Raw genomic sequence first — 25063 nt, 5'->3', positions numbered from 1 at the left:
CCTACGCCGCCAGAACCAGTTCGCCAACATCGCTCATGCCGGCTGGTCCGTCGCCGAACAGCAGCGCGGCGATCTTGGCCTGCGCGGCATTTTCCGTCAGCCGGAACGGATCGCTCGGCGACACGCGATGGTCGATGACGAGGCGCGACAGCAGCAGCCGGCGCGCATCGCCGCGCATCTCGTGGATGCGGTGCGCCTCCCAGGCCAGCGCGACCGCGCTGGCGACATGATAGAGCAGGCTGGTGGCGCGGCGCGCATCGGCTTCGTTCTCGGACTTGCCCGCGACCTCGCGCGCAAAACCCACGGCGCGATCGACAAGCCCGTGCAGATTGTCGCGCCAGGCCGGCGGCACCGAGGCGCTGTCGTCGAGCCGGGCATGCAGATCGGCGGCGAGTGCGGATTCCGCGCCGTGGCGGCCGACCGCGCGCCGCAGCGCGTCGATCGCAACGATGTTGCCGGTGCCCTCCCAGACCGAGCCGAGATGCGCATCGCGCAGCAGGCGGGCGGTGGCGAATTCCTCGATATAGCCGATGCCGCCGCGCATCTCGAGCGCATCGCCGCAGACCTTGCGTGCATCGCGTGTGGCGCGGAATTTAAGCGTCGGGGTCAAGATGCGCAGCAGCGCCGCCGCGTCCTGGCTGCCGGCTTCGGCACGGTCGAGCGCGTCCGCTGTGAGAAAGCTCATCGACAATCCCTGCTCGACCGGCAGCATGATCTTCAGCATCTGCCGTCGTCCAAGCGGCAGATCGATGATGCGCTGACCGAACACGACGCGGTTCTTCGCCACGGCAAGCGCGTCGTGATAGGCGCGGCGCATCAGCGCGGTGGATTTGACGCCGTTGGAGAGTCGCGACGAGTTCACCATCTCGGCCATCTGCACGAAGCCGCGGTCGAGCTTGCCGACGGCGTAGGCGATGGCGCCTTCGAGCTTGATCTCGCCCGAGGCCATCGAACGCGTGCCGAGCTTGTCCTTGAGACGCACGATCCGGTAGTGGTTCTGCGAGCCGTCGTCGAGGAAGCGCGGCATCAGGAACAGGCCGACGCCGCGCGTGCCGGGGCCCGCGCCTTCGGGCCGCGCCAGCAGCATCACCACCTTCGCATCGGCATTCGAGCAGAACCATTTTTCGCCATAGAGGCGCCAATGGTCGCCCTCCTGCACCGCGCGCGTGGTCAGCGTGCCGACATCGGAGCCGCCCTCCTTCTCGGTCATGAACTGGCCGCCCTGCGTCAGCTTGCTCATGTCGGTCGAGGTCAGGCCATCAAGATATTTCGCCTTCAGCGCCTCGCTGCCGAAATTCGAAAGCAGCTTCGCGCAGCCGTCGGTGACGTTGATCGGACAGCCCATGCCGAATTCGGTCTGGTTGAACAGGAAGGTGAAGGCATGCTTGGCGACGACCGGATATTTGTCCGGCCAGCCCATGATGCCCTTGCGGATCGAGAGCGCGTGGATGCCGAACTGGCCGAACGCGGCGTTCTCCAGCTCGCGATAGGCCGGATGATATTCGATCGACTGCACGTCGCGGCCGAACTTGTCGCGCTGGTGCAGCACCGGCGTGTGCCGGTCGGCGAGCCGCGCGCACTCGTCGAGTCGGCCGCCGGCGAGCTCGCCGAGGCGATCGAGATGCGGCTCGATGTGGCGGAACAGATTGTCCGGCAGATGGATTCGGAGCAGATCCGTCAGCGCCGGGTCGGCGCGGTAGAAGTTCATGCCTGACGTATCGGGCGCCAGCAGGCCGGATGGCTCGACCGCGACATGTTTTGGCTGCGCTGGGACCGGCTTGTGCATGATCGTCCTCTTCGTTTCCGCCTTACGGACATTTTGCGCTGTTTTGGCGCTTGCCGCTTTGAATGATGTCGATCATGCTCCTGTCGCGGATAGTGATAAAGCCGCAAATTGTCAGGGAGGCATGATCGCCGTGACGGAGCAATTCGCTCTGCGGAATTGTGATCGACCCGACTGGTTGTCCGCTCAGCCCATGCATAGATCAACGGCTCCCCGTCCTGAGAGATCACGCCATGGAACACCCGAAATACAAGATCGCGCTCATCGTCGGTGCCGGCGAAGGCCTGAGCGCCTCGCTGGCCCGGCTGCTGTCCGCGCAAGGCATCCGTGTCGCGCTCGCCGCGCGCAAGATCGAAAAGCTCGGCGCGCTCTGCAGCGAGACCGGCGCGAAAGCCTATGCCTGCAACGCCACCGAGCCTGATGAGGTCGAGCGGCTGTTCGGCCTGGTCGAGCGCGAGATCGGCACGCCCGATCTCGTCGTCTACAATGCCAGCGGGCGCACCCGCGGGCCGTTCGTCGATCTCGTCCCGGCTGACGTCGCGCAAGCGATCGCGGTCAGCGCCTATGGCGGCTTCCTGGTGGCGCAGCAGGCGGCCAAGCGCATGCTGCCGAACCAGCACGGCGCGATCCTGTTCACCGGGGCCTCGGCCAGCGTCAAGGGCTATGCACAGTCCGCCTCCTTCGCGATGGGCAAGTTCGCGTTGCGCGGCCTCGCCCAGAGCCTGGCGCGCGAATTGTCGCCGCAAGGCATCCATGTCGCGCATTTCGTCATCGACGGCGGCATTCGCAGTGCCGCGCGCACCGAACCTGCCGACAAGCCGGATTCGATGCTCGATCCCGATGCGATCGCGGCGAGCTATTGGAACGTGTTGCAGCAGCCGCGCAGCGCCTGGAGCTGGGAGCTGGAGCTGCGGCCCTGGGTGGAGAAGTTTTGAGGTCGAGCTGCCGTAGGGTGGGCAAAGGCGCATAGCGCCGTGCCCACCATGACGATCGAGGAAAAACAGATGGTGGGCACGCTACGCTTTGCCCACCCTACGAGATCGAGCAACAAAGCAACCGTCATTGCGAGGAGCGAAGCGACGAAGCAATCCAGACTATTTCCGCAGAGACAGTCTGGATTGCTTCGCTTCGCTCGCAATGACGAAAGAGAGGGAGGCGACATGACCACGGAAACCACCATCGACACCGGCACCAGTGAACTCCTCTGCACCATCCGCGACCGCGTCGCGGTCATCACGCTGAACCGGCCGGACGCACGCAATTCGCTGTCGGATGCGCTGACGCCGGCGCTGCGCACCATGATCCGAACCTGCGCCGAGGATCCGAACGTCGGCGCGCTGCTGCTCACCGGCGCGGGCGAAGCCTTCTGCGCCGGCGGCAACGTCAAGGGCATGGGCGCGCATCGCGACCCCAGGAAGCTGGAGATGTCGCTGGACGATCGGATCGCCGATCTGCAGGAGCGGCAGCGGCTGCTCACCGGCGCGCTGGTGTCGGTGCGCAAGCCGACCATCGCCGCCCTGCCCGGCCCCGCGGTCGGCGCGGGTCTCGCCATCGCCATGGCCTGCGACATCCGCATCGCCGCGCAATCGGCCTTCGTCGCCACCGGCTATGCCCGCATCGCGCTCAGCGGCGACTACGGCATCGCCTGGCTGCTCACCCGCCTCGTCGGCACCGCGCGGGCGCGCGAATTGATGTTCACCGGCGAAAGAGTCGATGCCGCGCGCGCCGAAGCGATCGGCCTCGTCAACCGCGTCGTGCCCGACGACAAATTGCAGACCGAGGCCTTTGCGCTGGCCAAATCGCTCGCCGAAGGCCCGCGCCTGGCACTGCGGTACATGAAAGACAATCTCGACGAGGCGCTGCTGTTCGATTTCGAAACCGCCAGGGATCACGAAGCCGAGCGACTGATGCGCCTGACCACAACCGCCGACCACAAAGAGGCTGTGCAGGCCTTCATCGAAAAGCGCAAGGCGGTGTTTGCGGGGAAGTAGCTTATCCGTAGCCCGGATGAAGCGAAGCGTAATCCGGGGCCGCCTTCGCTTGTGGCACGAATCCCGGATTGCGCTGCGCTCCATCCGGGCTACGCGGCAGGCGCCCGCGCAAAATCCACGAACGCCCGCAGCGCCGCGGGTAACTGTCGTCGGCTGGGGTAGTACAGGAAGAAGCCGGGATAGGCCGGGCACCAGTCGGTGAGCACGCGCACCAGCTTGCGCTTTGCCAGCAGCGCTTCGACCTGCTGCTCGAAGACGTAAGCGAGGCCAACACCGTCGAGCGCCGCATCGACCATCAGATCCTGGTCGTTCATCGTCAGCGGCCCCGTGACGTCGATGGCGAGCTCGATGCCGCCGCGCTCAAACTCCCAGTGGTAGAGCGCGCCGGAGGTGAAGCGGTAGCGGATGCAGGGCAGACCCTTCAGGTCGTGCGGCGTATTTGGCGCCTTGTGCGATTTGAAGAAGGTGGGCGAGCCGATCACGGCAAAACGGTGCCGCGGACCGATCGGCACCGCGATCATGTCGGCGGCGATGGTCTCGCCGAAGCGCACGCCGGCGTCGAAGCCGGCCGCGACCATGTCGATCAGGGAATCGTTGATGACGATCTCGACGCCGACATCAGGAAATTCCTTCAGGAAGCGCGTCACGATCGGCAGCAGCACGAGCTGGGCAGACTGGCGCGCGGCGGTGAAGCGCAACGTGCCGGCCGGCTTGCCGCGGAAATTGTTGAGGTCCTCGAGCGCGTCGTCGATGTCGCGGAAGGCCGGAGTGATGCGGGCGAACAGAAGCTCGCCCGCTTCAGTGAGCGCCACGCTGCGGGTGGTGCGGTTGACGAGCCGCAGGCCGAGCCGTTCCTCGACGTTGCGCAGGGCATGGGACAGCGCCGAGGGCGTGACGCCGAGCTCCGTCGCGGCCGCGCGAAAACTGCGATGGCGGGCGATGGCGAGGAAGGTCGCGAGGTCGGACGGGTCGATCCGCATTGGTGAATTTTTCTCAATAAGTCGGGAAATATATAGCGGATTATCTCATCTGTGGCCAGCCGCTACACCTTGCCCATCGGCTTCGGCGCATCGCCGGGGCGCAAATGGAAAGGGCAACATCATGCGTGTCTGGTTCATCACGGGAGCATCCCGCGGGTTTGGTGCTTTGATCGCAGAAGCCGCCTTGAAGGCCGGCGATGCCGTGGTCGCGACCGCGCGCGATCCTTCGACGGTCACGGCGCGCCTCGGCACGCACGATCGGCTGCTCGCCACCCGGCTCGACGTCACCAGCGAAGCAGAAGCACACGAGGCGGCGGGCCAGGCCGTGAAGAAGTTCGGCCGCATCGACATCCTCGTCAACAACGCCGGCTATGGCCTCTTGGGCGCGATCGAGGAGGCCAGCGATGCAGAAACGCAAAAGCTGTTCGGCACGAACGTGTTCGGCCTGCTCGGTGTCACCCGCGCGGTGCTGCCACATATGCGCCGCCAGCGTTCCGGCCACGTCATCAACATCTCGTCGGTCGGCGGCTACGCAGGTTTTCCCGGCTGGGGCGTCTATGGCGCCACCAAGTTCGCGGTCGAGGGAATCAGCGAAGCGCTGGCCGGCGAAGTCGCGCCGCTCGGCATCAAGGTGACCGTGGTCGAGCCGGGCTTCTTCCGTACCGACTTCCTCGACGAGAGCTCGCTGTCGCGCACCGCTCAGGTGATCGACGATTATCACGAAAGCGTCGGCAAGACCCGCGCGCATGCGGCCGACGTCAATGGCGGCCAGCGCGGCGATCCGCGCAAGCTGGCGCAGGCCTTCCTGAAGCTGGTCGATGCGAAGAACCCGCCGCTGCGCCTGCCGCTCGGCAGCGACACCGTGGAGCGGATCGAAGCGAAGAACGCGTTCGTCGCAAGGGAGCTGGCGGGGTGGCGGTCGGTCGCCACCTCGACCGACTTCACCAACGACGGCGCCTGAGCGAGGCAAAAAAATGCCCGGCTCTGGATGACCAGGGCCGGGCTTGCAGTGGTGTCAGGCCGAGGCTGAGGGGCTTTCGGCCTGACGGGAAAGGGCGGCGAGGCGCCAGCTCGCACACGGAATGTCTTTCGGTGCGACGCTGATTTCCTTGTCGAAGCGCACCAGCTTCCAGTCATCAGGATGATTGACGAAGGCGAAGCCGGATTTGCGCGCGAGCGAGATCATGGTCTCGTTGGAGCGCAGCGTGTCGCCGAACATATGCTCGGCGCCAAGCGCCGCGGCCCGGCACTCGAGGTTCTTCATCAGCGCGGTCGCGATGCCGTGGCCCTGCCAGCGGTCGTCGACCGACAGGCCGAACTCGAGCGTCGAGGTCTCGGCATGCAACGCATAGCGCGCCTCGGTGACGATGGTCTCGAACCCGTCGACCATCATTGTCGCGACGACAGTGAAACGCTCGCGCTCGCCGATCTCGAGGAAGTCGTGCAGCAGGGCCTTCGGCAATTCACTGATGGCGCCGAAGAAGCGGTTGTAGCGGGAGCGGGTCGAGAGCGAACGAAAATAGTGCTGAAGCTCGTCGGTGTCGCGCGGCTCGACGAAGCGGACGTTGAGCGCCGCACCGTCGCGGGTGCGCAGCGTGTCCGAATATTGCTTCAGGTCTTCGAGGCGGAGAGTGCTCATGACACGAGCCCTTCACAAAAAGGGACCGCCGGCGCCCCTGTCATCAGGCGGCGCCGGCCTGGCGGCCAATCAGGCCCGCCAGAAGGGTTTGTCGGCCTCGTAGGCGATGTCGGACCAGGACAGCCCGACGTCGTGGAGGTCGCGGGCGGTCCAGTGGGTCAGCTCGCGCCGGGTCCGATAGCGCTCGTGCCAGACGTGAAGGGTCTCGCCGATCTGGTAGAGCAGGCCGTGCGCATGATGATTTGTCATCGAATTGTCGGTCAAAGTAGACATTTTCAGCTCCTGGAGCTAAGTTGACCGCTAATATCTGCCTTCGAGTGCGCCGCGACAAACGACAATTTGTACCCTTTCGCATGAAATAACGTCATGCATCCTGCTGCCAGATGACTGCCAGATTGCCCTCCCTGAACGGATTGCGGGCGTTCGAGGCCGCCGCGCGCCATCTCAGCTTCACGCTGGCGGCCAGCGAGCTGAACGTGACGCAGACCGCGATCAGCCATCAGATCCGCAGGCTCGAGGAGGAGCTCGGCATCCGCCTGTTCATCCGCCAGAACCGCGCGCTGGCGCTGACGCCGGAGGCGCGCGACTATCTGCCGGGGGTGCGCGCGGCCTTCAACGATCTGCGCCTTGCCACCGACCGCCTGCTGCGCAAGGACGATGACAAGGTGCTGACGGTCTCGACGATCGCTTCGCTTGCCGCAAAGTGGCTGCTGCCGCGCCTGACCGATTTCCAAGAGAGCCATCCCGGCATCGACGTCCGCATCACCACCTCGACCAGCCTCGTCGACTTCCAGCGCGACAATGTCGATGTTGCGATCCGCTACGGCCGCGGCCAATGGCCGGGCTTGCGCGCCGACTGGCTGATGGCGGACGAGCTGTTTCCAGTGTGCAGCCCCTCGCTGCTGCGCGGTAACAAGCCGCTACGTCGCCCGGAGGATCTGAAGGACCACGTGCTGCTGCACACCAACGTCAGTGACGACTGGCGGCTGTGGTTGACCGCGGCGGGCCTTTCCGCCGGCATCTCCCGGCAGCCCGGCATCACCTTCGACATGACCTTGATGACGGTGCAGGCGGCGATCGACGGCATGGGCGTGGCGATGGGACGGACCTCCTACGTCCAGGACGACATCGCCAAGGGCCGGCTGGTGGTCCCCTTCAAGATCGCGCTGCCGGCGGATGCAGGGTTTTACCTGGTCTCTCCCGACGGCCGTCGAGAGGCACCGAAGCTCGCCGCGTTCCGCCAATGGATGCTCGCTGCAACGCAAAATAAAGCCTGAAAAATCATCAGCTTCCTCCGCAAAACGGATTGACTCGCCCCGCCCTGCGCGGGAAGGGGTAGGGCAGATTGTCGCAGCTTCAATCTGTCGCCTTGCCGTGAAATGAGTTCCGGTCCGGCCACGTCTTTCCAAGGGAGCAACGTCATGGCTGGACCAGCCGCCTCAACCAATCCGCCCGAGATCAAGTCGCGCATCGGCGCGATCCTGCGCGCCACCAGCGGCAATTTCCTCGAGCAGTTCGACTTCTTCCTGTTCGGCTTCTACGCCGCCGCGATCGGCAAGGCGTTCTTCCCCTCGAGCAACGAGACGGCGTCGCTGCTCAACACGTTCGGCGTGTTCTGGCTCGGCGCCTTGATGCGGCCCGTCGGTGCGATCGTGCTCGGCGCTTACATCGACCGCATCGGCCGCCGCCAGGGCCTGATCGTCACGCTCGGCATCATGGCGTTCGGCACCGTCGTGATCGCGTTCTGCCCGAGCTACGCGACCATCGGCATCGCGGCGCCGGTCATCGTGCTGGTCGGCCGCCTGCTGCAGGGCTTCTCCGCCGGCGTCGAGCTCGGCGGCGTGTCGGTGTATCTCGCGGAGATCGCAACGCCCGGCAATCGCGGCTTCTACACCTCGTTCCAGTCGTCGAGCCAGCAGGTGGCGATCTTCGTTGCCTCGATCCTCGGCTATCTCCTGTCCGAGGTGATGCCGGCCGACACGGTCGCGTCCTGGGGCTGGCGCATTCCGTTCTTCGTCGGCTGCCTGATCATTCCCTTGATCTTCTTCCTGCGGCGCACGCTGGAGGAAACGCCGGCGTTCCTCGCGATGAAGAAGCATCCGACCGCGAGCGAGGTGTTCGCCTCCGCGCTCGCCAACTGGCGCATCGTGCTGCTCGGCATGATGATCGCGATCCTGACCACGACGACGTTCTACTTCGTCACCGTCTACACGCCGACCTTCGGCAAGACGGTGCTGAAGCTGTCGACGCATGACGCGCTGCTCGTGACGCTGCTGGTGGCGGTCACCAACTTCATCTGGAACCCGGTCGGCGGCGCGCTGTCCGACCGCATCGGCCGCAAGCCGGTGCTGATCGGGATCGCCGGCCTCGCGCTGGTCACCGCCTATCCGGCGCTGTCCTGGCTGGTGGCTGCGCCGACCTTCGGCAAGCTGCTCGCCGTCGAGATGATGTTCTCGTTCTATTTCGGCATGTACAGCGGCACCATGCTCGGTGCCCTCGTCGAGATCGTGCCGGCGCATGTGCGCACCACCTGCTTCTCGCTCGCCTTCGCGCTTGCGGCTGCGCTGTTCGGCACCTTCACGCCGTTCGCCTCGACCTGGCTGATCGACTACACCGGCAACAAGGCCGCGCCCGGCGCCTGGCTGATGTTCGCCGCGCTACTCGGCATCATCGCAGCGTCGATCGTCTACCGCGACGGCGGCAAGGCGGTGCCGATCTATGACACGGCGGCGGAGCCGGTTGCGGGGCATTAGGTGTCATTCCGGGGCGCGCGTAGCGCGAGCCCGGAATCCATTTCTCCCAGCATTCCTGACGCTCGATGGATTCCGGGCTCGATGCTTCGCATCGCCCCGGAATGACAGTGGAGGGCTACAGCTCCACCACCACGTAATCGCTCTCGACCTTCACGGTGACAGTCTCGGCGACATACGGGCCCTTCACCACGCTTGCGCCCGGCTCGACATGGGCCGGATAGGCCTTGACGCGGAAACGGCGGGGATCGCAGTAGGACTGGCCGGTGCGGATGTCGAACTCCCAGCCATGCCAGGGGCAGCGGATGATCTCACCTAACTTCGTGTATTCGATCTCGCCGGGATTGCTCGACTGCGCGAGCCCAATCAGCGGGCCCTCGCACAGCGCCGCGCCCTGATGCGGGCAGCGGTTCATCAAACCGAAATATTCGCCCTTGATGTTGAAGATCGCGATCGGCCGTCCGTCGATCTCCAGGAATTTTCGCGTACCCGGCGGAAGCTCGTCGACCGGCGCAATCACATGACGCGCCATCAATTTATTCCGTAGAGCTTCTTCGCATTGCCGAGATAGAACGCCTCGCGATTGGCTTCGCTGACGCCCGCCGGCAGCACGCGCGAGGGCTCGTCATAGTCCCAATGTGGATAGTCGGTCGCGAATAACAACCTGTCCCAGCCGATCCATTTGATGACGTCGAACAGATCCTCGCGGCTTTCAGGATCCTCCATCGGCTGCGTCGTCCACCACACCTGCTCGCGGATATATTCCGAGGGCGGCCGCTTCACATGCGGCACTTCGCTGCGCAGCCGCTGCCAGGCCTTGTCGAGCCGCCATGCCAATGACGGCGCCCAGCCGAAGCCGGCCTCGATCATCACCATCTTCAGTTTCGGGAAGCGCTCGAACACGCCCTCCAGCACGAGGCTCGCCAGCGCCGATTGCTGGCATTGCGAGTGGCCGACCATCTCCTCGATGTAGTAACTCGGCCAGCCTGACGGCGTGATCGGGTTGCCGCCGAAGCCGAAAGCGTGCACGCCGACGGGAAGACCCGCCTCTTCCGCGGCCTGATAGATCGGCCAGTAACGGCGCTGGCCGAGCGGCTCGACGTTACGACTGAGCAAGAGCACCTGCACAAAGTTCTTGTCGCCGGCGCGCTCGCGGATCTCGGCGGCGGCCGACAGCCCGTCCTCATTGCCGACGACGATGGACGCCTTCAAGCGCTTGTCCTTGCTGGTCCATTTGTCGATCTGCCAGTCATTGATCGCCGAGCACAGCGCGGCCGAGAGCTCGTGATTGCGGATGCCCTGCCCGGTGTTGAGCGGATTGAGCACGCCAAGCTGCACATTATTGGGATCGAGCAATTGCTTCTGCATGAAGGCGAGCGAGGAGCCCTGCGGGCCGCCCTCCGGCGGATAGGCATCGCGGCGCGAGGCATTGGGCTGCGCCTTCGGGTAGGGCGGGCCCTCCATCATGCCCTGATAGGCATGGACGCCGTAGATCTCGAGATGATGCTGCCAGCGCTTGGCGAGGTAGGGATAGAGCTCGGTGCGGGTGGCGCGTGCCGGGTGGATGTCGCAGTCCGCGATCGCGGTTTTGACGGTCAGTGGGGAAGCGGCTTCTTGGTTCTCGCGGAACTGTATATTCATCGCCTTGCCTCCTTTGGCAGCGGGCTCACGTCAGGCGGGGATAGGTTGCATACGGATTGTCGATCATGATCTTGCGCACGAGATCGGGGGACAGACCTTCGGGCAGCGCGTCCTGGTCGTCGAACTGCCAGTGCGGATAGTCCGTGGAGAATAAGACCAATTCGTCCGACTGCATATGCTCAAACAGGCGAATTAATGTCTCGGGTTCCGGCGGCGCATCAAATGGCTGTAACGAGAAGCGGATGTTGCTGCGCACAAGTTCCAGCGGTGCGCGATCGACCCACGGCGTTTCCATCCGCACTCCGCGCCAGAACTTATGCAGCCGCCAGAGATAGGGCGCGATCCAGGAGACGCCGGACTCCAGCATCACCATCTTCAGCCGCGGATATTTGGCGAACACGCCTTCGACGATCAGGCTGGTGAGCTGGGCCTGGAACGCCTGGGCCTGACCGACATAATCCTCGATGTGATAGGAGCCCCACCCCACCGCAGTCGGCGGATTGTGATAGGCGGAACCGGCGTGGATGCCGATCGGCAGGTCGAGCCGTTCCGCGGCTTCATAGATCGGCCACAGCGCACGCTTGCCGAGCGGCGTGTCGCCCATGACAAGCATCAACACCTGCACGAAGCGACGATCTGGCGCACAGCGCTCGATCTCGGCGACGGCCTTCTCGACGCTCTGCGTGGGGATCACGATCGAGCCGCGCAGTCGTGAATCGCGGTCGAGCCATTCCTTCACAAGCCAGTCGTTCAGTGCGCGGCAGAAGGCGGCCTGCAAATCTTCCGAAAATACCATCTGCACGCCATAAAGCGGATTGCAGATCGCATGCTTGAGCTGGAAGGGATCGAGCACATGGCGCTGCATGGCCTCGAGGCTCTCGCCCGGCTTGCCGCTTTCGGGCCGCCAATCGGGTCGCGCCGTGATCGGCGAATTCTTCGGATAGGATTGCGAGACGAGGTCGACCATGCCGCGCGTCGTCACCTGATCGCGCCAATAGTCGTTCAGATACGGCAGCAGGCTGGTCAGATGCGGCACAGCCGGATGCACGTCGCAATCGATGCCGCCGGCGATCAGGGACGCCATGACGTCTCCCTTCTCACGTTTCCTCGCATGTCTCTTCTTGTACCCGCCATTCAAGCAGGCCTGCCCGTCGCCCGCAACTCGGCCAAGCATGCTGTCATATGCTAGGAAGGCTGAGCTCGGTTGCGAAGGAATAAGGAGTCTTAGGGATGAAAGAGCTCATCGGCATTGCGGAACAGGTCGCGGCAAAACTGATCGCGCGCAAACAGACCATTGCGGTCGCGGAATCATCAGCCGGCGGGCTGATCGCGGCCAGTCTGCTCGCGGTGCCCGGCGCTTCCGCCTATTTCCTCGGCGGCGCCGTGGTCTACACCCGCGATGCGAGGGGTGTGCTGATGGATATTTCGGATGAAGGAATGAAGGGCTTTCGCTCGTCCTCGGAACCCTACGCGCAATTGCTGGCCGAGCGGATGCGCAGCCGCTTCAATTGCGATTGGGGCCTGTCCGAGACCGGCGCCGCCGGCCCCACCGGCAACCGCTACGGCGACGCCGCCGGCCACAGCTGCATGGCGGTCGCTGGCCCTGAGTCAGAGGTGACGACGCTGGAGACGGGCAACAATGACCGGTTTGCGAATATGCAGGTGTTTGCAGCGACGGCGCTGAGGCTGTTGTTGAGGAAGCTGGAGGAGTAGCTGCACGATTGCTTGGCAGTGAGATAGAGCGGCCTCACCCCATCCCCGACGTCGTCCTGGCGAAAGCCAGGACGACGACGGGCCTACCGCCCCAAATGCCGCATGAAAATCCGCACCACATAGCCCTGCACCCTCGGCGCCTCGTCGTAGAGGTCCGACGCGATCCGCTCGATGGACTCGCGCAGGGACAGGAACTGCGCCTGCCGCGCGCTGCTTTCGGTGCCCTGCATGCCCGCGAGTTCGTCCATCGCAGCGTCGGAGATCTGGCACTGCACGACCTCGCCATCGTCCAGCATGGTGAAGCGAAAGGCCAGCCGTTCCAGATCATGGCCAATGATCTTGTCGCGCAAAAGTGGCATCAAGTCGTCCCGGTCGAGCCCCGCGCCGGACAATGCTGAAAATCTCACGCGCTGTCACCACCCGCGCCATGGGACATGGCGGTCATGCGACGCGCGTCAACAGCGCGCTCGCTGTCAGCCCGCCACGCTCCGACCTCAATAGACGAGCGCTGTTCCGGCCGGCTTATCCAGTGCCGCAGCCAGCGATCGATATTCCTCGCAGTCCGTTCCGCAGATGGATGCGATCCGACCGAGGTGATAGAGCGCTTGCTCGCGGTTGCCTCGCTCGAGCTGCCACAGTCCATAATATTGCCACGTCAGCACGTGGTTCGGATCTGCCTGCAACGCGCGCTCGTACCAGACCTGCGACTGTTCGTAGTCACCGAGCTTGCGATAGGCATAGCCGATGAGGTTGGCGACGTTCGGATGGTCGTCATGGCCGAGCGACTTCAACTGCGCGATCGCGGCCGCATAGTCGTTGCGCTCGTAGATGGTGTCATAGGCGGCGCGGTAGCCGGCGGCGAAAGCGGGATCGCCGATGCTGGACTGGTTGCCTTGCTTCTTGCCCTTCTGGGTTGCTTTGGCGCCCGGCCGCTTCGGATAGGTTGGCTGCGGCTTCTGATCCGAATAGGCGCCGGCATAGGGATCGGTGGAACTGATGCTGCCACCGCCTCCACCGCCGCCGCCTCCGCCCGCGGCAAATGCCGGCGAAATCCACAGCGCTGCCGCAAATGTGCCGAGTGTGACGAGCCTGATCATCCCTGTGAACATCTTCGTCTCCTGTCCTGCTTCAAGCGGCCCCGGACGAATCGATAACCCTGCCTCGACAGGGATATTCCGGGACGCTGCGCTCACGGAAACGTCAGCGTTCGTACGACAGTTCTGTTGTCCTTTACTGGAATGCCACTTCGGCAAAGCTTCTCAGCTTTCGCGAATGCAGGCGTTCGGATTCCTGCTGCTTGAGACGCTCCAGCGCTTTCAGGCCGATCTCGAGATGCTGGCCGACGCGGCGGCGGTAAAACTCGCTGGCCATGCCCGCGAGCTTGATCTCGCCATGCAGCGGCTTGTCGGAGACGCACAGCAGCGTGCCGTAGGGCACGCGGAAGCGGTAGCCGTTGGCGGCGATCGCGGCCGACTCCATGTCGAGCGCCACCGCGCGCGACTGCGACATGCGGCGGATCACCTCGGGGCCGGAAATCTCCCAATTGCGGTTGTCGACGCTGGCGACGGTCCCCGTGCGCATCAGGCGCTTGAGCTCAAAGCCTTCGAGGCCGGTGACGTCCTCGACCGCCTCCTCGAGGGCGACCTGCATTTCCGCCAGTGCCGGAATTGGGACCCAGAGCGGCAACTCGCGGTCGAGCACGTGGTCCTCGCGCACATAGCCGTGGGCGAGCACGTAGTCGCCGAGCCGCTGCGTGTTGCGCAGGCCCGCGCAATGGCCGAGCATCAGCCAGGCGTGCGGGCGCAGCACCGCAACGTGGTCGGTGACGTTGCGCGCGTTCGACGGGCCGGTGCCGATATTGATCAGCGTGATGCCGCGATAGCCCGGCGTAACGAGATGAAAGGCCGGCATCTGTGGTGTGCGCAAGGGCGCATCCCCGCTGGTGGCACCGCCACTGCGCGTGATGACATTGCCGGGCGCGACGAAGGCTTCGAGACCCGCCTCGCCGGATTGAAGTCGCTGCTGACAGAGCTGCGCGAAGGCATCGACATAGAACTGGTAGTTGGTGAAGATCACGAAGTTCTGGAAATGCTCGGGGTCGGTTCCGGTGTAGTGATAGAGTCGGCGCAGCGAGTAATCGACACGGGCGGCGCGGAACAGCGATAGCGGCTCCGGCGCGCCCGCCTGCAGCACGAAAGTGCCGTCTGCGATGGCATCGTCCATGGTCGCGAGGTCAGGCACGTCGAACGCATCGCGCAGCGAGCGCGTGACGGGCGAGTTCTCGCTGGTGGTTATGGCGGCTTCGATGTTGATGTCGCGGCGATAGGCGAAGTGGATCGGGATCGGCTCGGCCGACTCGCCGATCTCGACCGGCACGCCATGGTTCTGGATCAACAGACCGATCTGCTCGGTCAGATAGGCGCGGAACAGATCCGGCCGCGTGACGCTGGTCTCGTGCACACCGGGGCCGGCAACGAAGCCATAGGACAACCGGGAATCGAGCCGCGCATGTGTTGCGGTGGTGAGGCGGACGAAGGGATAGTAGGCCCGCACCCGCGTGGTGACGGCTTCGCCGCCAACATAGGCCTCGAACCGGTCGCGCAGGAATTTTGTATTGCGCTCGTAGATCTCTTCGAGCCGGGCGACGGCAAGGGACGCGTCGGAGAAGGATTTGGTGGCGATGGAGGGTGGGGATTGCATGGTTCGACCGCCCGGCTATTTGCGCTTGAGTCGAACTATAGCAAAGAAGGCGGTGCCGTAGGATGGGCAAAGCGAAGCGTGCCCACCAATCTGCGCGACGTGTAAAAGAACGTGGGCACGACGCATTGCGCCTTTGCCCACCCTACGGGACCGTCATCGCTGCCCCAGATCCCGGATGCGCGCTAAGCGCGCTCCGGGATGACGCGCTTTCGCGCGTCACTTCTCCCTGAAGGCCCGCATCAGCTGGTCGTGCAGCGGCTTCATCAGGTAGGACAGCATGGTGCGGTCGCCGGTCTGGACGAAGGCTTCCACGGGCATGCCGGGAATGATCTTGACGTCACCGAGGCGGGCGATCTCCTCCGGCGGCATCGAGACGCGGATGGTGTAGTAGCTCTGGCCGGTGCGCTGCTCGGTGGTGACGTCGGGCGAGACGCGGCTGACGACGCCGTTGAGCTCGGGCGTGGTGCGCTGGTTGAAGGCGGACAGGCGCAGCAGCGTCTTCTGGCCGATCTGGAGCTTGTCGATGTCGACCGGATTGACCTTGGCCTCGACCTGGAGGTCGTCGGCTTGCGGCACGATCAGCATCAAGGTGTCGCCGGCGGTGACGACGCCGCCGACGGTGTGCACCGTCGATTGCAGCACCATGCCGTCCTGCGGCGCGCGGATGTCGACGCGGCGAAGCTGGTCCTCGGCAGCGACCTTGCGCTCGATCAGCTCGCCGATCTTGTCGTTGGTCTCGCGCAGATCCTTGGAGACCTCGCTGACCATGTCCTTGTCGACCTGGATGATCTGGAGCTCGGTCTCGGTGATCTTGCCCTTGGCCTGCGCGCGCGAGGCGATGTACTGCGCGCGCTCGCCGTTGAGGCGGGCACTGTCGCGCTCGAGCTGGGTCAGTCGCGAGATCTGCACCAGACGCTTGTCGTAGAGATCGCGGACGCCGGTGAGCTCGTTCTGGACCAGCGCGATCTCCTTGTCCTTGGCCGTCTCCTGCGCGGACAGGCCCTCGATTTCTTCGTTGAGCTGCAGGACGCGCTCGCGGAGCTGCGCCTTCTGGCCGGCGCGGCCGTTGACGCGGACCTCGAACAGCTTGGTCTCGGCGGAGAGCAGCGCCTTGACGTCGGGATCGCCGCTGCGGTCGAGCAGGGATTGCGGAAACTCGATCTTGTCGAGACCGCGTTGCTCGGCCTGGAGCCGGGCGGTGCGCGCCTGCGCGGCGTCGAGATTCTTGGTGACGATGGAGAGGTTCGCCCTGGTCACGGTGTCGTCGAGCCGCACCACGATGTCGCCGGCCTTGACCACGTCGCCATCGCGGGCGCGCAGCTCGCCGACCACGCCGCCGGTCGGGTGCTGCACCTTCTTGACGTTGGATTCGACCACGATCTGGCCCGGCGCGATCAACGCGCCCGAGATCAGCACCGTCGATGCCCAGCCGCCGAGGCCGACGACGAGGACCAGTACGATGCCAAGGCCGAGCATCAGGTGAAACGTGATGGAATCACGCACGGTCTTCTTGGCGGGCTTCGCACCGCCGATCGCCACCGTGCTCATGATTTGGCCACTCCGCCTTCACTGACGACCTTGATCGGGGCCGGCGGCGTCACCCGCGGCTGCAGCACCTGGGCGAGCACCTGCTCCTTCGGGCCGAAGGCCTGCATGCGGCCATCGCGCAGCACCAGAATCTGGTCGACCGCCTCGACGCCGATGGGGCGATGCGCCACCACGATGACGATGGCGCCGCGCTCGCGCGCCGAGCGGATGGCGCGGGTCAGCGCCTCGTCGCCTTCGGTATCGAGGTTGGAATTGGGCTCGTCGAGCACGATCAGGAACGGACTGCCGTAGAGCGCGCGCGCCAGTGCCACGCGCTGCGCCTGTCCTGCGGACAGTGCTGTGCCCTGCTCGCCGACCTGCGTGTTGTAGCCCTCGCGCATCTTGATGATCATCTCGTGCACGCCGGCCTCCTTCGCCGCGGCGATGATGCCGTCGGAGGTGGCCTCGGGATCGAACCGGCTGATGTTCTGCGCGATGGTGCCGCCGAACAGTTCGACGTCCTGCGGCAGATAGCCGATGTGGCGGCCGAGCACGTCGCTTGACCATTGATCGAGCGCCGCGCCGTCGAGCCGCACCTTGCCGCGCACCGGCTGCCAGACGCCGACGAGTGCGCGGATCAGCGAGGATTTGCCGGAGCCGCTCGGCCCGATCACGCCGAGACCGTTGCCGGCGGCGAGCGCGAAGCTGACGTCCTGCACGATGAGGCGCTGGTCGCCCGGCGGCACCATTGCGACACCCTCGACCGAGAGGCGGCTGGTCGGCGCCTGCAACTGGGTCGGCATCGTCTGCGCCGGCATCTGCTCCAAGAGGCGCGTGAGGCGCTGCCAGCTCTGACGGGCCGCGACGAAGGATTTCCAGTGCGCGATGGCGAGATCGACCGGCGCCAGCGCGCGGGCGGAGAGGATCGAGCCGGCGATGATGATGCCCGCGGTCGCCTCCTGATGGATGACGAGATAGGCGCCGACGGCGAGCACCGCCGATTGCAGCATCATGCGCAGCACTTTCGCGACCGCCCCTAAGCCGCCGGCGACGTCGCTCGCACGCTGATTGCCGGCGAGATATTTTTCGTTGGCCTCGCTCCAGCGCTGGTTCATCCGGCCGGTCATGCCCATCGCCACCATCACCTCGGCGTTGCGGCGGCTGGACTGGGCGAGATCGTTACGCTGCGCGGCAAGGCCCATCGCCTCTTTCGCCGGCTGGCGGGACATGAATTCGGTGACCAGCGTCAGGCCCACCAGGATGATGGCGCCGACCAGAGCAGTCACCCCGATCAGGACGTGGAAGGCGAAGCAGATGGCGAGGTAGAGCGGCAGCCAGGGCAGGTCGAAGAACGCGCTCGGGCCCATGCCGCCGAGGAAGGAGCGGACATTGTCGAGGTCGCGCAGCGGCTGCAGGCCCTCGTTGCGGCTCCCGACCAGCAGCGGCAGGCGCACGATGGTGTCGAACACGCGCTTGTTGAGGGCATCATCAAGCGAGGTTCCGATCCGCCCGAGGATCCGGTTGCGGATCATGTCGAGCACGCCCTGCGCCATGTAGAGGAAGCTGGCGAGGATAATGAGGCCGACCAGGGTTGGAACGCTGCGGCTCGGCAGCACCCGGTCGTAAACCTCCAGCATGAAGATCGACCCGGTCAGATAGAGCAGGTTGATCACGCAGCTCATCAGGCCGACGCCGACGAACGCCGTGCGACAGGCGCGCAGCGCGTCAGCAAGCTCTGAACGGCGAACGCCGGGTACGGCTGCCATCAGTCTGATCTCTTTCGGGTATGGGGCAAGGCCCCTGATTTCAAAGGCAATTTCAGGAGTAATTGACCTGGATTAACATCGCGTTCTCGCCCCTTCGTCAACGCGGTTGATCAATCCAACCCCTGGTGGCCACATCTACTACCCCTGATGGCCCCGCGCGCAAGCCCGGAATCTCACAGGCTTGCGGCTTTTTCTTGCGGACCTGACGCCTTTCCCAAGACGGGGAGGCGCCAGGTTGGCTTGCGGCGCTAGAGCCGCCCGCCGCCGCGCACCAGGCGGACAACCAGCAGCAGAATGATGGCGCCGATCGCGGAATAGATGATCTCCGAGACCAGCCCGACGCCAAGATGGATGCCGAGCTTCGGGAACAGGAAGCTGGCGACGAACGCGCCGGCGATGCCGATCACGATGTCGCCGATGATGCCGAATCCGGCTCCGCGGACCACCTTGCCCGCGAGCCAGCCGGCGACCAGGCCGACGAACAGGATGACGATGAGGCTTTGGCCAGAAATGTACATAAGTTGAAGTCCCTCTCCGTGAACGGGCGCATGGAACCGGAACCGGGATGAATGGGGTCTGAATATCTTTTGCGGGCCCCCGCCCGCCCGTCCCGACAAAAAATGTCGAAAACAACCCCATGCACAGTAGAGGTGGCTTGGCCGGAATGCGGGCGGCGAACTGTGACAAGTCGGTGTTGTCGTGGGGGAATTTTGAAGAAGCGCGCGGTTTGACGCGCGGGACGCACTGCGCTCGAATTCCCTACCCTTATGAGGTGAGGGACGCATCACTCTCTCATTCCCTCCCCCCTTGCGGGGGAGGGGCAGGGAGAGGGGTGGCCACGGGCGAGGTCCGAGTTCGTGGCTACCCCTCTCCCCCGCCCTCCCTCGCAAGGGGCAGGGAGCGCAGTGTGCATGAGGCTGCACCACGGCTCACATCGATAGTGCGCTTGCGAGGGAGCGTACCGGCTACGTCGCGACCGCCGGCTCCGCCAGCACGCACCGCGCCGCCCGGCCCGGGCCGACCTCGACATTGGCCGGCAATTGCTCGAGGCAACGCGGCTGGGCCACGGCGCAGCGGGGGGCGAAGGAGCAGTTGTGGGGCTTCTCGGCCAGCGAGGGCGGCGTGCCGGGGATGGTCTCGAGCCGCTGCCCCCGCCTCGCGCCATGAATGGTCGAGGCAAGCAGGCCCTTGGCGTAGGGATGCACGGGGGTGCGGACGATGTCGCGCAAGGTCCCCTGCTCGACGATCTGGCCGGCATACATCACGGCGACGCGGTCGCAGATCTCGATCGCAACACCAATGTCGTGGGTGACGAAGATGACGGACATGCCGAACTCGCGCTGCAGCTCGCGCAGCAGCAAGAGGATCTGGATCTGCACGGTGGCATCGAGCGCCGTAGTCGGCTCGTCCGCGAGCAGGATCTTGGGGCGGCAGGCGAGCGCGAGTGCGATCATCGCACGCTGGCGCATGCCGCCGGACATCTCGTGCGGATAGGCATCGAGCCGTCGCTTGGCCGAGGGAATGCGCACGACCTCGAGCATCTCCAGGGCCCGCGCGCGACCCTCCGCATAGGACTTGCCTTCGTGGCGCACCACGCTTTCGGCGATCTGCGCGCCGATGGTGTAGACTGGGTCGAGCGCCAGCGCGGGCTCCTGGAAGATCATCGACACGGTCTGGCCGCGGAACGACGACAGCTGCTCGTCATTCATGGCGAGCACGTCCTGTCCCATCACGTTGACGGAGCCCGAAATCTGCGTGCGCTTCTTCGGCAACAGCCGCATCAGCGCACGCAGGGTCACGCTCTTGCCCGAACCGGATTCGCCGAGCAGGCCCAGTACCTCGCCGTCACCAAGCGAGAGATTGAGATCGTTCACGGCATAGACCGTGCGCTCGCCGGTGAAGCGGATGTTGAGGCCTGATATCTCGACGAGCTTTGTCATGACGGCAGTTTCGGCAATCGATCGTGATAGTCGGTTGCGCGCTGGAAGGCGGCGCCGATGGTGAGCAGGGTCGCTTCATCGAAGGAGCGGCCGATCAGCTGCATGCCGACAGGCAGGCCGCTCTTGGTGAAGCCCGAGGGCACGGTGAGCGACGGCAGGCCCAAGAAATTCACCGGGCGGGTAAACAGCGTCAGGCGCTGCACCATGGCCGGTGCGTTCGGTCCGCCGCCGACGTCGCTCTCCTCGATCGTCGGCGCCGGCACCGGGGAGGCCGGTGCGATCACCGCATCGACGCCCGCGGTCGCCGCATTGTGCGCGGCGAGCGCCGGGCCACGCCAGCGCATCGCCTCGAGATAGGTGATGGCAGGCACCGTGAGACCGTTCTGCAGCCGCATCAGGACCTGCGCGCCGTAATCCTGCGGACGCTCGATCATCCAGCGCTTGTGGAAGGCGGCAGCTTCCGCGGCGAGCACAAGCTGGCTTGCCGAGGACAATTGCCGCTGGTCGGGCAGCTCGACCTTGACGATGTCGGCACCTTCGCGCTTGAGCACTGCAATGGTCTCGTCGAGCACGCGCGCGACCTCGCTGTCGAGATCGTCGACGTAGAACGACGCGGGGACTCCGATCTTGAGTCCCTTCAGCGAGCCCTTGGCCGCACCGACATAGTCCGACAGCGGCTCATGGCTGCAAGTCGGATCCTCGGGATCGGGACCGGCCATCAGCGCCAGCAGCAGCGCGCAATCCTCTGCGGTGCGGGCGAGCGGGCCGACGGTGTCGAGCGATTGCGACAGCGGCATTGCGCCGGCGCGGCTGACGCGGCTCCAGGTGGTCTTGAGGCCGGTGACACCGCAGAAATGCGCGGGCATGCGGATCGAGCCGCCAGTGTCGGAGCCAAGTGCCGCATAGGTCAGGCGCGCGGCGACCGCCGAGCCGGAGCCCGACGACGAGCCGCCGGTGATATGCGCGACGTTCCAGGGATTGCGCACCGGACCGTAATGGGCGTTGTGGCCGGTCGGGCCATAGGCGAACTCGGCAAGGTGCAGCGTGCCGAGCCGGACCTGGCCGGCGTCCTTCAGCCGTTGCAGGGCCGTGGACGTCGTGGTCGCGACGAAATCGCGGCGGATCAGCGAGCCGCAGGTCGCAACATAGCCGGCGTCGTAATACATGTCCTTGTGCGCGAGCGGCACGCCGTGCAGCGGCCCGCGGGCGTTACCCTTGGCGAGCTCGGCATCGGCGGCCTCGGCCGCCTTCAGCGCGGCCTCCGCTTCGATCGACATGAAGGCGTTGAGATGCGGCTGCCATTGCGCGATGCGGTGCAGCAGCGCACGCGTCACCTCATGCGAGGATACCTGCTTCATCGCGATCGCACGCGCGACCTCGGTGAGCGTCATCAAGGCAGGTTCAAGGCTCATTTCGACACCTTCTGCATCTGCGCAACCACGTAGGACGCGGGCTCGAGGTCGAAAGGCAGCGTGCCGGCGATCGCGGCAAAGCCCTCGAAGGCCGGCCCGATGGCGTTGGAGATTCGCGTTGCGATCTCGTCGTCGACGGGAATGCCCGAGACTTGCGCGATGGGCTTGATCTCTTTTGGTGTCGGTCTTGTCATGCTGTTTCCCCTGCGGGCGCGTGGCTATGGCCTGAACCCGGGATCGCCATGTGGCACGCGGCCTCGTGGCCCATTGTATCGACGGCCGTGAGCTTTGGTGCAGCATTTGCGCAGAGCGGCTCCGCAAACGCGCAGCGGGTGTGGAAGCGGCAGCCCGGGGGCGGGTCGATCGGATTGGGCGGATCGCCCGTGATCGGCGGCTTCTCGGTGCGGTTATCAGGATCGGAGGACGGCATCGCGGCGAGCAGCGCGCGCGTATAGGGATGCGCCGGGCTGTCCCAGACCTGATCGACCGGGCCGAGCTCGACGACCTCGCCGAGATACATCACCAGCACGCGATCACTGATGTAGCGCACGACGTTGAGGTCGTGGCTGATGAACAGATAAGTCAGGCCGAACTCGCGCTTGAGATCGGCCAGCAAATTGAGCACCTGCGCCTCGACGGACTTGTCGAGCGCGGAGACGGCCTCGTCCAGGATCACCAGCCGCGGCGACAGCGCCAGCGCGCGCGCGATGTTGACGCGCTGACGCTGGCCGCCGGAGATCTCGTGCGGATAGCGGTTGGCGAAGTTTTCGGGGCGCAGGCCGACCTTGCCGAGCAACTCGCGGGCGAGCGCCCTCGCCGCGCCGTCCGCCATGCCGTGGACTTTCGGGCCGAAGGCGATCGATTCCTCGATTGTGAGGCGCGGATTGAGCGAGGCGTAGGAATCCTGGAACACCATCTGCATGCCGCGGCGTAGCTCGCGCAGCGACAGCGACCGCCCGACGGTCATGCCGTCATAGATGATGTCGCCGTCATCGCGCGGCATCAGATGCATCAGGAGGCGCGCGGTGGTGGACTTGCCGCAGCCGGACTCGCCGACGATGCCGACCGTCTCGCCCTTGGCGACGGAGAAGGAGACGTTGTCCACGGCACGCACGGTGCGCTTGGCGGCGAACAGCCCGCCGCGAACCGGAAAGTGCTTGGTCAGACCGTTGACCTGGAGCAGCGGCTGCGCGACGCCGCCTCGGTCCTCGACCTGCTCCAGCATTGCGACAGATGTGTTGCTCTCGCTCATGGCCTAGTTCCTGATGTCCATGGCGCTGCGCAGGCCGTCCGAGAGGAGATTGAAGCAGATCGAGACCGCGAAGATCATCGCACCCGGCAAGGCTGCGACCCAGGGGTTGACGTAGATCGCGGTGCGCAGCGTGTTCAGCATCAGGCCCCATTCCGGCTCCGGCGGTTTTGTGCCGAGGCCGAGGAAGGAGAGACCGGCCGCCAAAATCATCGAGACCGAGATCAGGCTGGTGGCATAGACGAAGATCGCGCCCAGCACGTTGCCGAGGATGTGCACGCGCATGATGGTGAAGGCCCCGGCGCCGGAGGCGCGCGCGGCCTCGACGAAGTCCATGTTGCGCACGCCTGTGGTGACGCTCTCGGCGACGCGGGTGATCTGCGGCACGAACACGATGGTGAGCGCCACGATGGAGTTGAGGATGCCGGCACCCAGCGCGCCGGAGATCGCGATCGCCAGCAGCACCGACGGGAAGGCATAGAACACGTCGACCGTGCGCATGATCGCGGTGTTGAGCTTGCCGCCGACATAGCCGGCGACGATGCCGAGCGAGGTGCCGATGCAGAAGGCCAGGATCACGGGCAGGATGCCGATCACCAGCGACAGCCGCCCGCCATAGATCAGCCGCGCCAGCATGTCGCGGCCGAGCTCGTCGGTGCCGAGCGGATAGCCTGTCGTGCCGATGTGACGGAGGCGACGGATCATCGAGCCCTTGTAGGGGTCCTCGAGACCCAGCCACGGCGCGAGGATCGCGGAGAGGAGGATCAGCAGCAGCACCAGCGCGCAGGCCATGCTGACCTTGTCCCGCATGATGCGGCGGCCGACGGTCGCCCAATAGCCGCGCGCCTTGGTGGCGGGCGCGGCCTGCAGCGCGGCATCGGCGGTGGCGGACAACGGAAGCTCGCTCATCGGCTAGCCCCGCTTGATGCGCGGGTCGATCGCGGCTTGCGCGATGTCGACCAGGAGGTTGAGGAAGACGAAGAACAGCGCCAGGATCAGGATCGTGCCCTGCAGCAGCGGCAGGTCGCGCTGGAAGATCGCCGAGTTGAGCAGGAAGCCCGAGCCCGGCCAGGAGAACACGGTCTCGATCAGGATCGAGCCGCCGAGCATGTAACCCAACTGGAGGCCCATCACCGCGAGCGCGGTGGGCGCGGCGTTCTTGATGACATGGCGGAACACGCCGGTTTCGCGCAGGCCTTTTGCGCGCAGGGCTTCGACGAAATCCTGGCTGAGGATATCGCCGGTGAGCGCGCGCACCGTGCGGGTGACGATGCCCATGGGAATCACCGAGGTCGTGATCGCCGGCAGCACGAGATATTTCAGGTGCGCCCAGTCCCAGGCCCAGGAGTTGGAGCCGCTGGGGCCGGCACCGACCGCGGGCAGCCAGTTGAGCTGGACCGAGAAGATGATGACGAGCAGCATGCCGAGCCAGTAATGCGGCACCGACACGCCGGCGATGGCGAAGGAGGTCGCGACCTTGTCGATCCAGGTCTCGCGGAAATAGCCGGCGATCAGGCCGAGCAGGATGCCCATGGTGAAGCCGATGATGGCGGCCGCGATCGCCAGCGTGACGGTGTTGCCGACCGCGCGCATGACTTCGGCGAGCACCGGGCGCCCCGTCGCGATGGAATTGCCGAGATCGCCATGCAGGGCACGGAGCAGCCAAAGCCCGAACTGCACCGGCAGCGGCCGGTCGAAGCCATAGGCGGCGCGCAGCTGCGCCGCGAGCTCCTGCGACGCATCGGCCGGCAGCACGGCAACGAGCGGATCGCCCGGCGTGATGTGCACGAGCAGGAAGCACACCAGCGCCACGCTGATGACGATGGGGACGACATAGACAATGCGTCTGGCGGTATAGGCGAGCACGTTACTTCTTTCTTCCTTCTCCCCTTGTGGGAGAAGGTGGCGCGAAGCGCCGGATGAGGGGTTCTGTCCGCGGACGAATTTGCATCAATTGAGAGGTCCGCATCCG

The 25063-nt window shown here is 65.3% G+C and carries 25 protein-coding genes; 6 read left to right on the top strand and 19 right to left on the bottom strand.

Annotation, left to right across the window (positions count from 1 at the left end; genetic code table 11):
* Position 1 precedes the first annotated feature (1 nt).
* A complete protein-coding gene (locus tag QA649_RS06035; protein WP_283023384.1) occupies positions 2–1786 on the bottom strand; it encodes an acyl-CoA dehydrogenase family protein in 1785 nt (594 codons plus the stop codon).
* Positions 1787–2016: 230 nt separating this feature from the next.
* Between QA649_RS06035 and QA649_RS06030 the strand changes: the two genes are divergently transcribed.
* Positions 2017–2718, top strand: a complete 702-nt coding sequence (locus QA649_RS06030) for an SDR family NAD(P)-dependent oxidoreductase (RefSeq protein WP_283023383.1) — start codon at positions 2017–2019, stop codon at positions 2716–2718.
* 225 nt (positions 2719–2943) lie between these two features.
* Entirely contained in the window at positions 2944–3774 is an 831-nt protein-coding gene (locus QA649_RS06025) for an enoyl-CoA hydratase (protein ID WP_283023382.1), read from the top strand.
* Between the two features lie 89 nt (positions 3775–3863).
* Here QA649_RS06025 and QA649_RS06020 read toward each other — a convergent pair whose 3' ends face one another.
* Positions 3864–4754 (bottom strand): LysR family transcriptional regulator, encoded by an 891-nt coding sequence (locus QA649_RS06020; protein ID WP_283023381.1) that lies wholly within the window; start codon positions 4752–4754, stop codon positions 3864–3866.
* Positions 4755–4875: 121 nt separating this feature from the next.
* On the opposite strand from QA649_RS06020, the gene QA649_RS06015 reads away from it, so the two are divergent.
* Positions 4876–5715: an oxidoreductase gene (locus tag QA649_RS06015; protein ID WP_283023380.1), complete on the top strand. Its 840-nt coding sequence runs from the start codon at positions 4876–4878 to the stop codon at positions 5713–5715.
* 54 nt (positions 5716–5769) lie between these two features.
* On the opposite strand, the gene QA649_RS06010 is transcribed toward QA649_RS06015, so the two are convergent.
* Together QA649_RS06010 and QA649_RS06005 are read right to left on the bottom strand one after the other, a co-directional pair.
* Positions 5770–6393: a GNAT family N-acetyltransferase gene (locus QA649_RS06010; RefSeq protein WP_283023379.1), complete on the bottom strand. Its 624-nt coding sequence runs from the start codon at positions 6391–6393 to the stop codon at positions 5770–5772.
* Positions 6394–6462: 69 nt separating this feature from the next.
* Complete coding sequence (locus tag QA649_RS06005; RefSeq protein WP_018643363.1) at positions 6463–6666, bottom strand: DUF1127 domain-containing protein; 204 nt, start codon at positions 6664–6666, stop codon at positions 6463–6465.
* Between the two features lie 110 nt (positions 6667–6776).
* Here QA649_RS06005 and QA649_RS06000 point away from each other — a divergent pair, with 110 nt between their 5' ends.
* Together QA649_RS06000 and QA649_RS05995 are read left to right on the top strand one after the other, a co-directional pair.
* Entirely contained in the window at positions 6777–7670 is an 894-nt protein-coding gene (locus tag QA649_RS06000; protein WP_283023377.1) for a transcriptional regulator GcvA, read from the top strand.
* 144 nt (positions 7671–7814) lie between these two features.
* Positions 7815–9146, top strand: a complete 1332-nt coding sequence (locus tag QA649_RS05995) for an MFS transporter (RefSeq protein WP_283023376.1) — start codon at positions 7815–7817, stop codon at positions 9144–9146.
* Between the two features lie 115 nt (positions 9147–9261).
* On the opposite strand, the gene QA649_RS05990 is transcribed toward QA649_RS05995, so the two are convergent.
* From QA649_RS05990 to QA649_RS05980, 3 genes are read right to left on the bottom strand one after another with little or no spacing between them, the layout of a single operon-like run.
* Entirely contained in the window at positions 9262–9675 is a 414-nt protein-coding gene (locus tag QA649_RS05990) for a Rieske (2Fe-2S) protein (RefSeq protein ID WP_183249224.1), read from the bottom strand.
* Positions 9675–10784: an amidohydrolase family protein gene (locus QA649_RS05985; protein WP_283023375.1), complete on the bottom strand. Its 1110-nt coding sequence runs from the start codon at positions 10782–10784 to the stop codon at positions 9675–9677. Before QA649_RS05985 ends, QA649_RS05990 begins: the two co-directional genes overlap by 1 nt.
* A 25-nt stretch (positions 10785–10809) precedes the next feature.
* Complete coding sequence (locus QA649_RS05980) at positions 10810–11868, bottom strand: amidohydrolase family protein (RefSeq protein WP_283023374.1); 1059 nt, start codon at positions 11866–11868, stop codon at positions 10810–10812.
* 146 nt (positions 11869–12014) lie between these two features.
* Here QA649_RS05980 and QA649_RS05975 point away from each other — a divergent pair, with 146 nt between their 5' ends.
* Complete coding sequence (locus QA649_RS05975; RefSeq protein ID WP_283023373.1) at positions 12015–12497, top strand: CinA family protein; 483 nt, start codon at positions 12015–12017, stop codon at positions 12495–12497.
* A gap of 83 nt (positions 12498–12580) precedes the next feature.
* On the opposite strand, the gene QA649_RS05970 is transcribed toward QA649_RS05975, so the two are convergent.
* The 12 genes from QA649_RS05970 to QA649_RS05915 form a co-directional block, all read right to left on the bottom strand.
* Complete coding sequence (locus tag QA649_RS05970) at positions 12581–12856, bottom strand: DUF1488 family protein (RefSeq protein WP_283025975.1); 276 nt, start codon at positions 12854–12856, stop codon at positions 12581–12583.
* A 135-nt stretch (positions 12857–12991) separates the two neighbouring features.
* Positions 12992–13606, bottom strand: a complete 615-nt coding sequence (locus QA649_RS05965) for a tetratricopeptide repeat protein (protein WP_283023372.1) — start codon at positions 13604–13606, stop codon at positions 12992–12994.
* A gap of 121 nt (positions 13607–13727) precedes the next feature.
* Positions 13728–15197, bottom strand: a complete 1470-nt coding sequence (locus QA649_RS05960; protein ID WP_260387790.1) for an AMP nucleosidase — start codon at positions 15195–15197, stop codon at positions 13728–13730.
* A gap of 216 nt (positions 15198–15413) precedes the next feature.
* Positions 15414–16745 (bottom strand): HlyD family type I secretion periplasmic adaptor subunit, encoded by a 1332-nt coding sequence (locus tag QA649_RS05955; protein ID WP_283023371.1) that lies wholly within the window; start codon positions 16743–16745, stop codon positions 15414–15416.
* Positions 16742–18490: a type I secretion system permease/ATPase gene (locus tag QA649_RS05950; protein ID WP_260387789.1), complete on the bottom strand. Its 1749-nt coding sequence runs from the start codon at positions 18488–18490 to the stop codon at positions 16742–16744. Before QA649_RS05950 ends, QA649_RS05955 begins: the two co-directional genes overlap by 4 nt.
* Positions 18491–18738: 248 nt before the next feature.
* Positions 18739–19008 (bottom strand): GlsB/YeaQ/YmgE family stress response membrane protein, encoded by a 270-nt coding sequence (locus tag QA649_RS05945; protein ID WP_018643375.1) that lies wholly within the window; start codon positions 19006–19008, stop codon positions 18739–18741.
* A 447-nt stretch (positions 19009–19455) separates the two neighbouring features.
* Positions 19456–20430 carry an ABC transporter ATP-binding protein gene (locus QA649_RS05940; RefSeq protein ID WP_283023370.1) on the bottom strand — a complete coding sequence of 325 codons (975 nt, stop codon included), beginning with the start codon at positions 20428–20430 and terminating at the stop codon, positions 19456–19458.
* On the bottom strand, positions 20427–21842 hold the full coding sequence (locus tag QA649_RS05935; protein ID WP_283023369.1) for an amidase: 1416 nt from the start codon (positions 21840–21842) through the stop codon (positions 20427–20429). Before QA649_RS05935 ends, QA649_RS05940 begins: the two co-directional genes overlap by 4 nt.
* Positions 21839–22036 (bottom strand): hypothetical protein, encoded by a 198-nt coding sequence (locus QA649_RS05930; protein ID WP_283023368.1) that lies wholly within the window; start codon positions 22034–22036, stop codon positions 21839–21841. Before QA649_RS05930 ends, QA649_RS05935 begins: the two co-directional genes overlap by 4 nt.
* Positions 22033–23094, bottom strand: coding sequence for an oligopeptide/dipeptide ABC transporter ATP-binding protein (locus QA649_RS05925; RefSeq protein WP_283023367.1), 1062 nt, complete (start codon positions 23092–23094; stop codon positions 22033–22035). The genes QA649_RS05930 and QA649_RS05925 overlap by 4 nt, the downstream gene beginning before the upstream one ends.
* Positions 23095–23097: 3 nt before the next feature.
* Positions 23098–24000, bottom strand: a complete 903-nt coding sequence (locus tag QA649_RS05920) for an ABC transporter permease (protein ID WP_283023366.1) — start codon at positions 23998–24000, stop codon at positions 23098–23100.
* A 3-nt stretch (positions 24001–24003) separates the two neighbouring features.
* Entirely contained in the window at positions 24004–24957 is a 954-nt protein-coding gene (locus QA649_RS05915; protein ID WP_018643381.1) for an ABC transporter permease, read from the bottom strand.
* Positions 24958–25063 lie beyond the last annotated feature (106 nt).

The organism is Bradyrhizobium sp. CB1717 (assembly GCF_029714325.1).
Taxonomy (GTDB): domain Bacteria; phylum Pseudomonadota; class Alphaproteobacteria; order Rhizobiales; family Xanthobacteraceae; genus Bradyrhizobium.
Note: the sequence above shows the minus strand (reverse complement) of the source record. Positions and strands in the feature narration are given on the sequence as shown.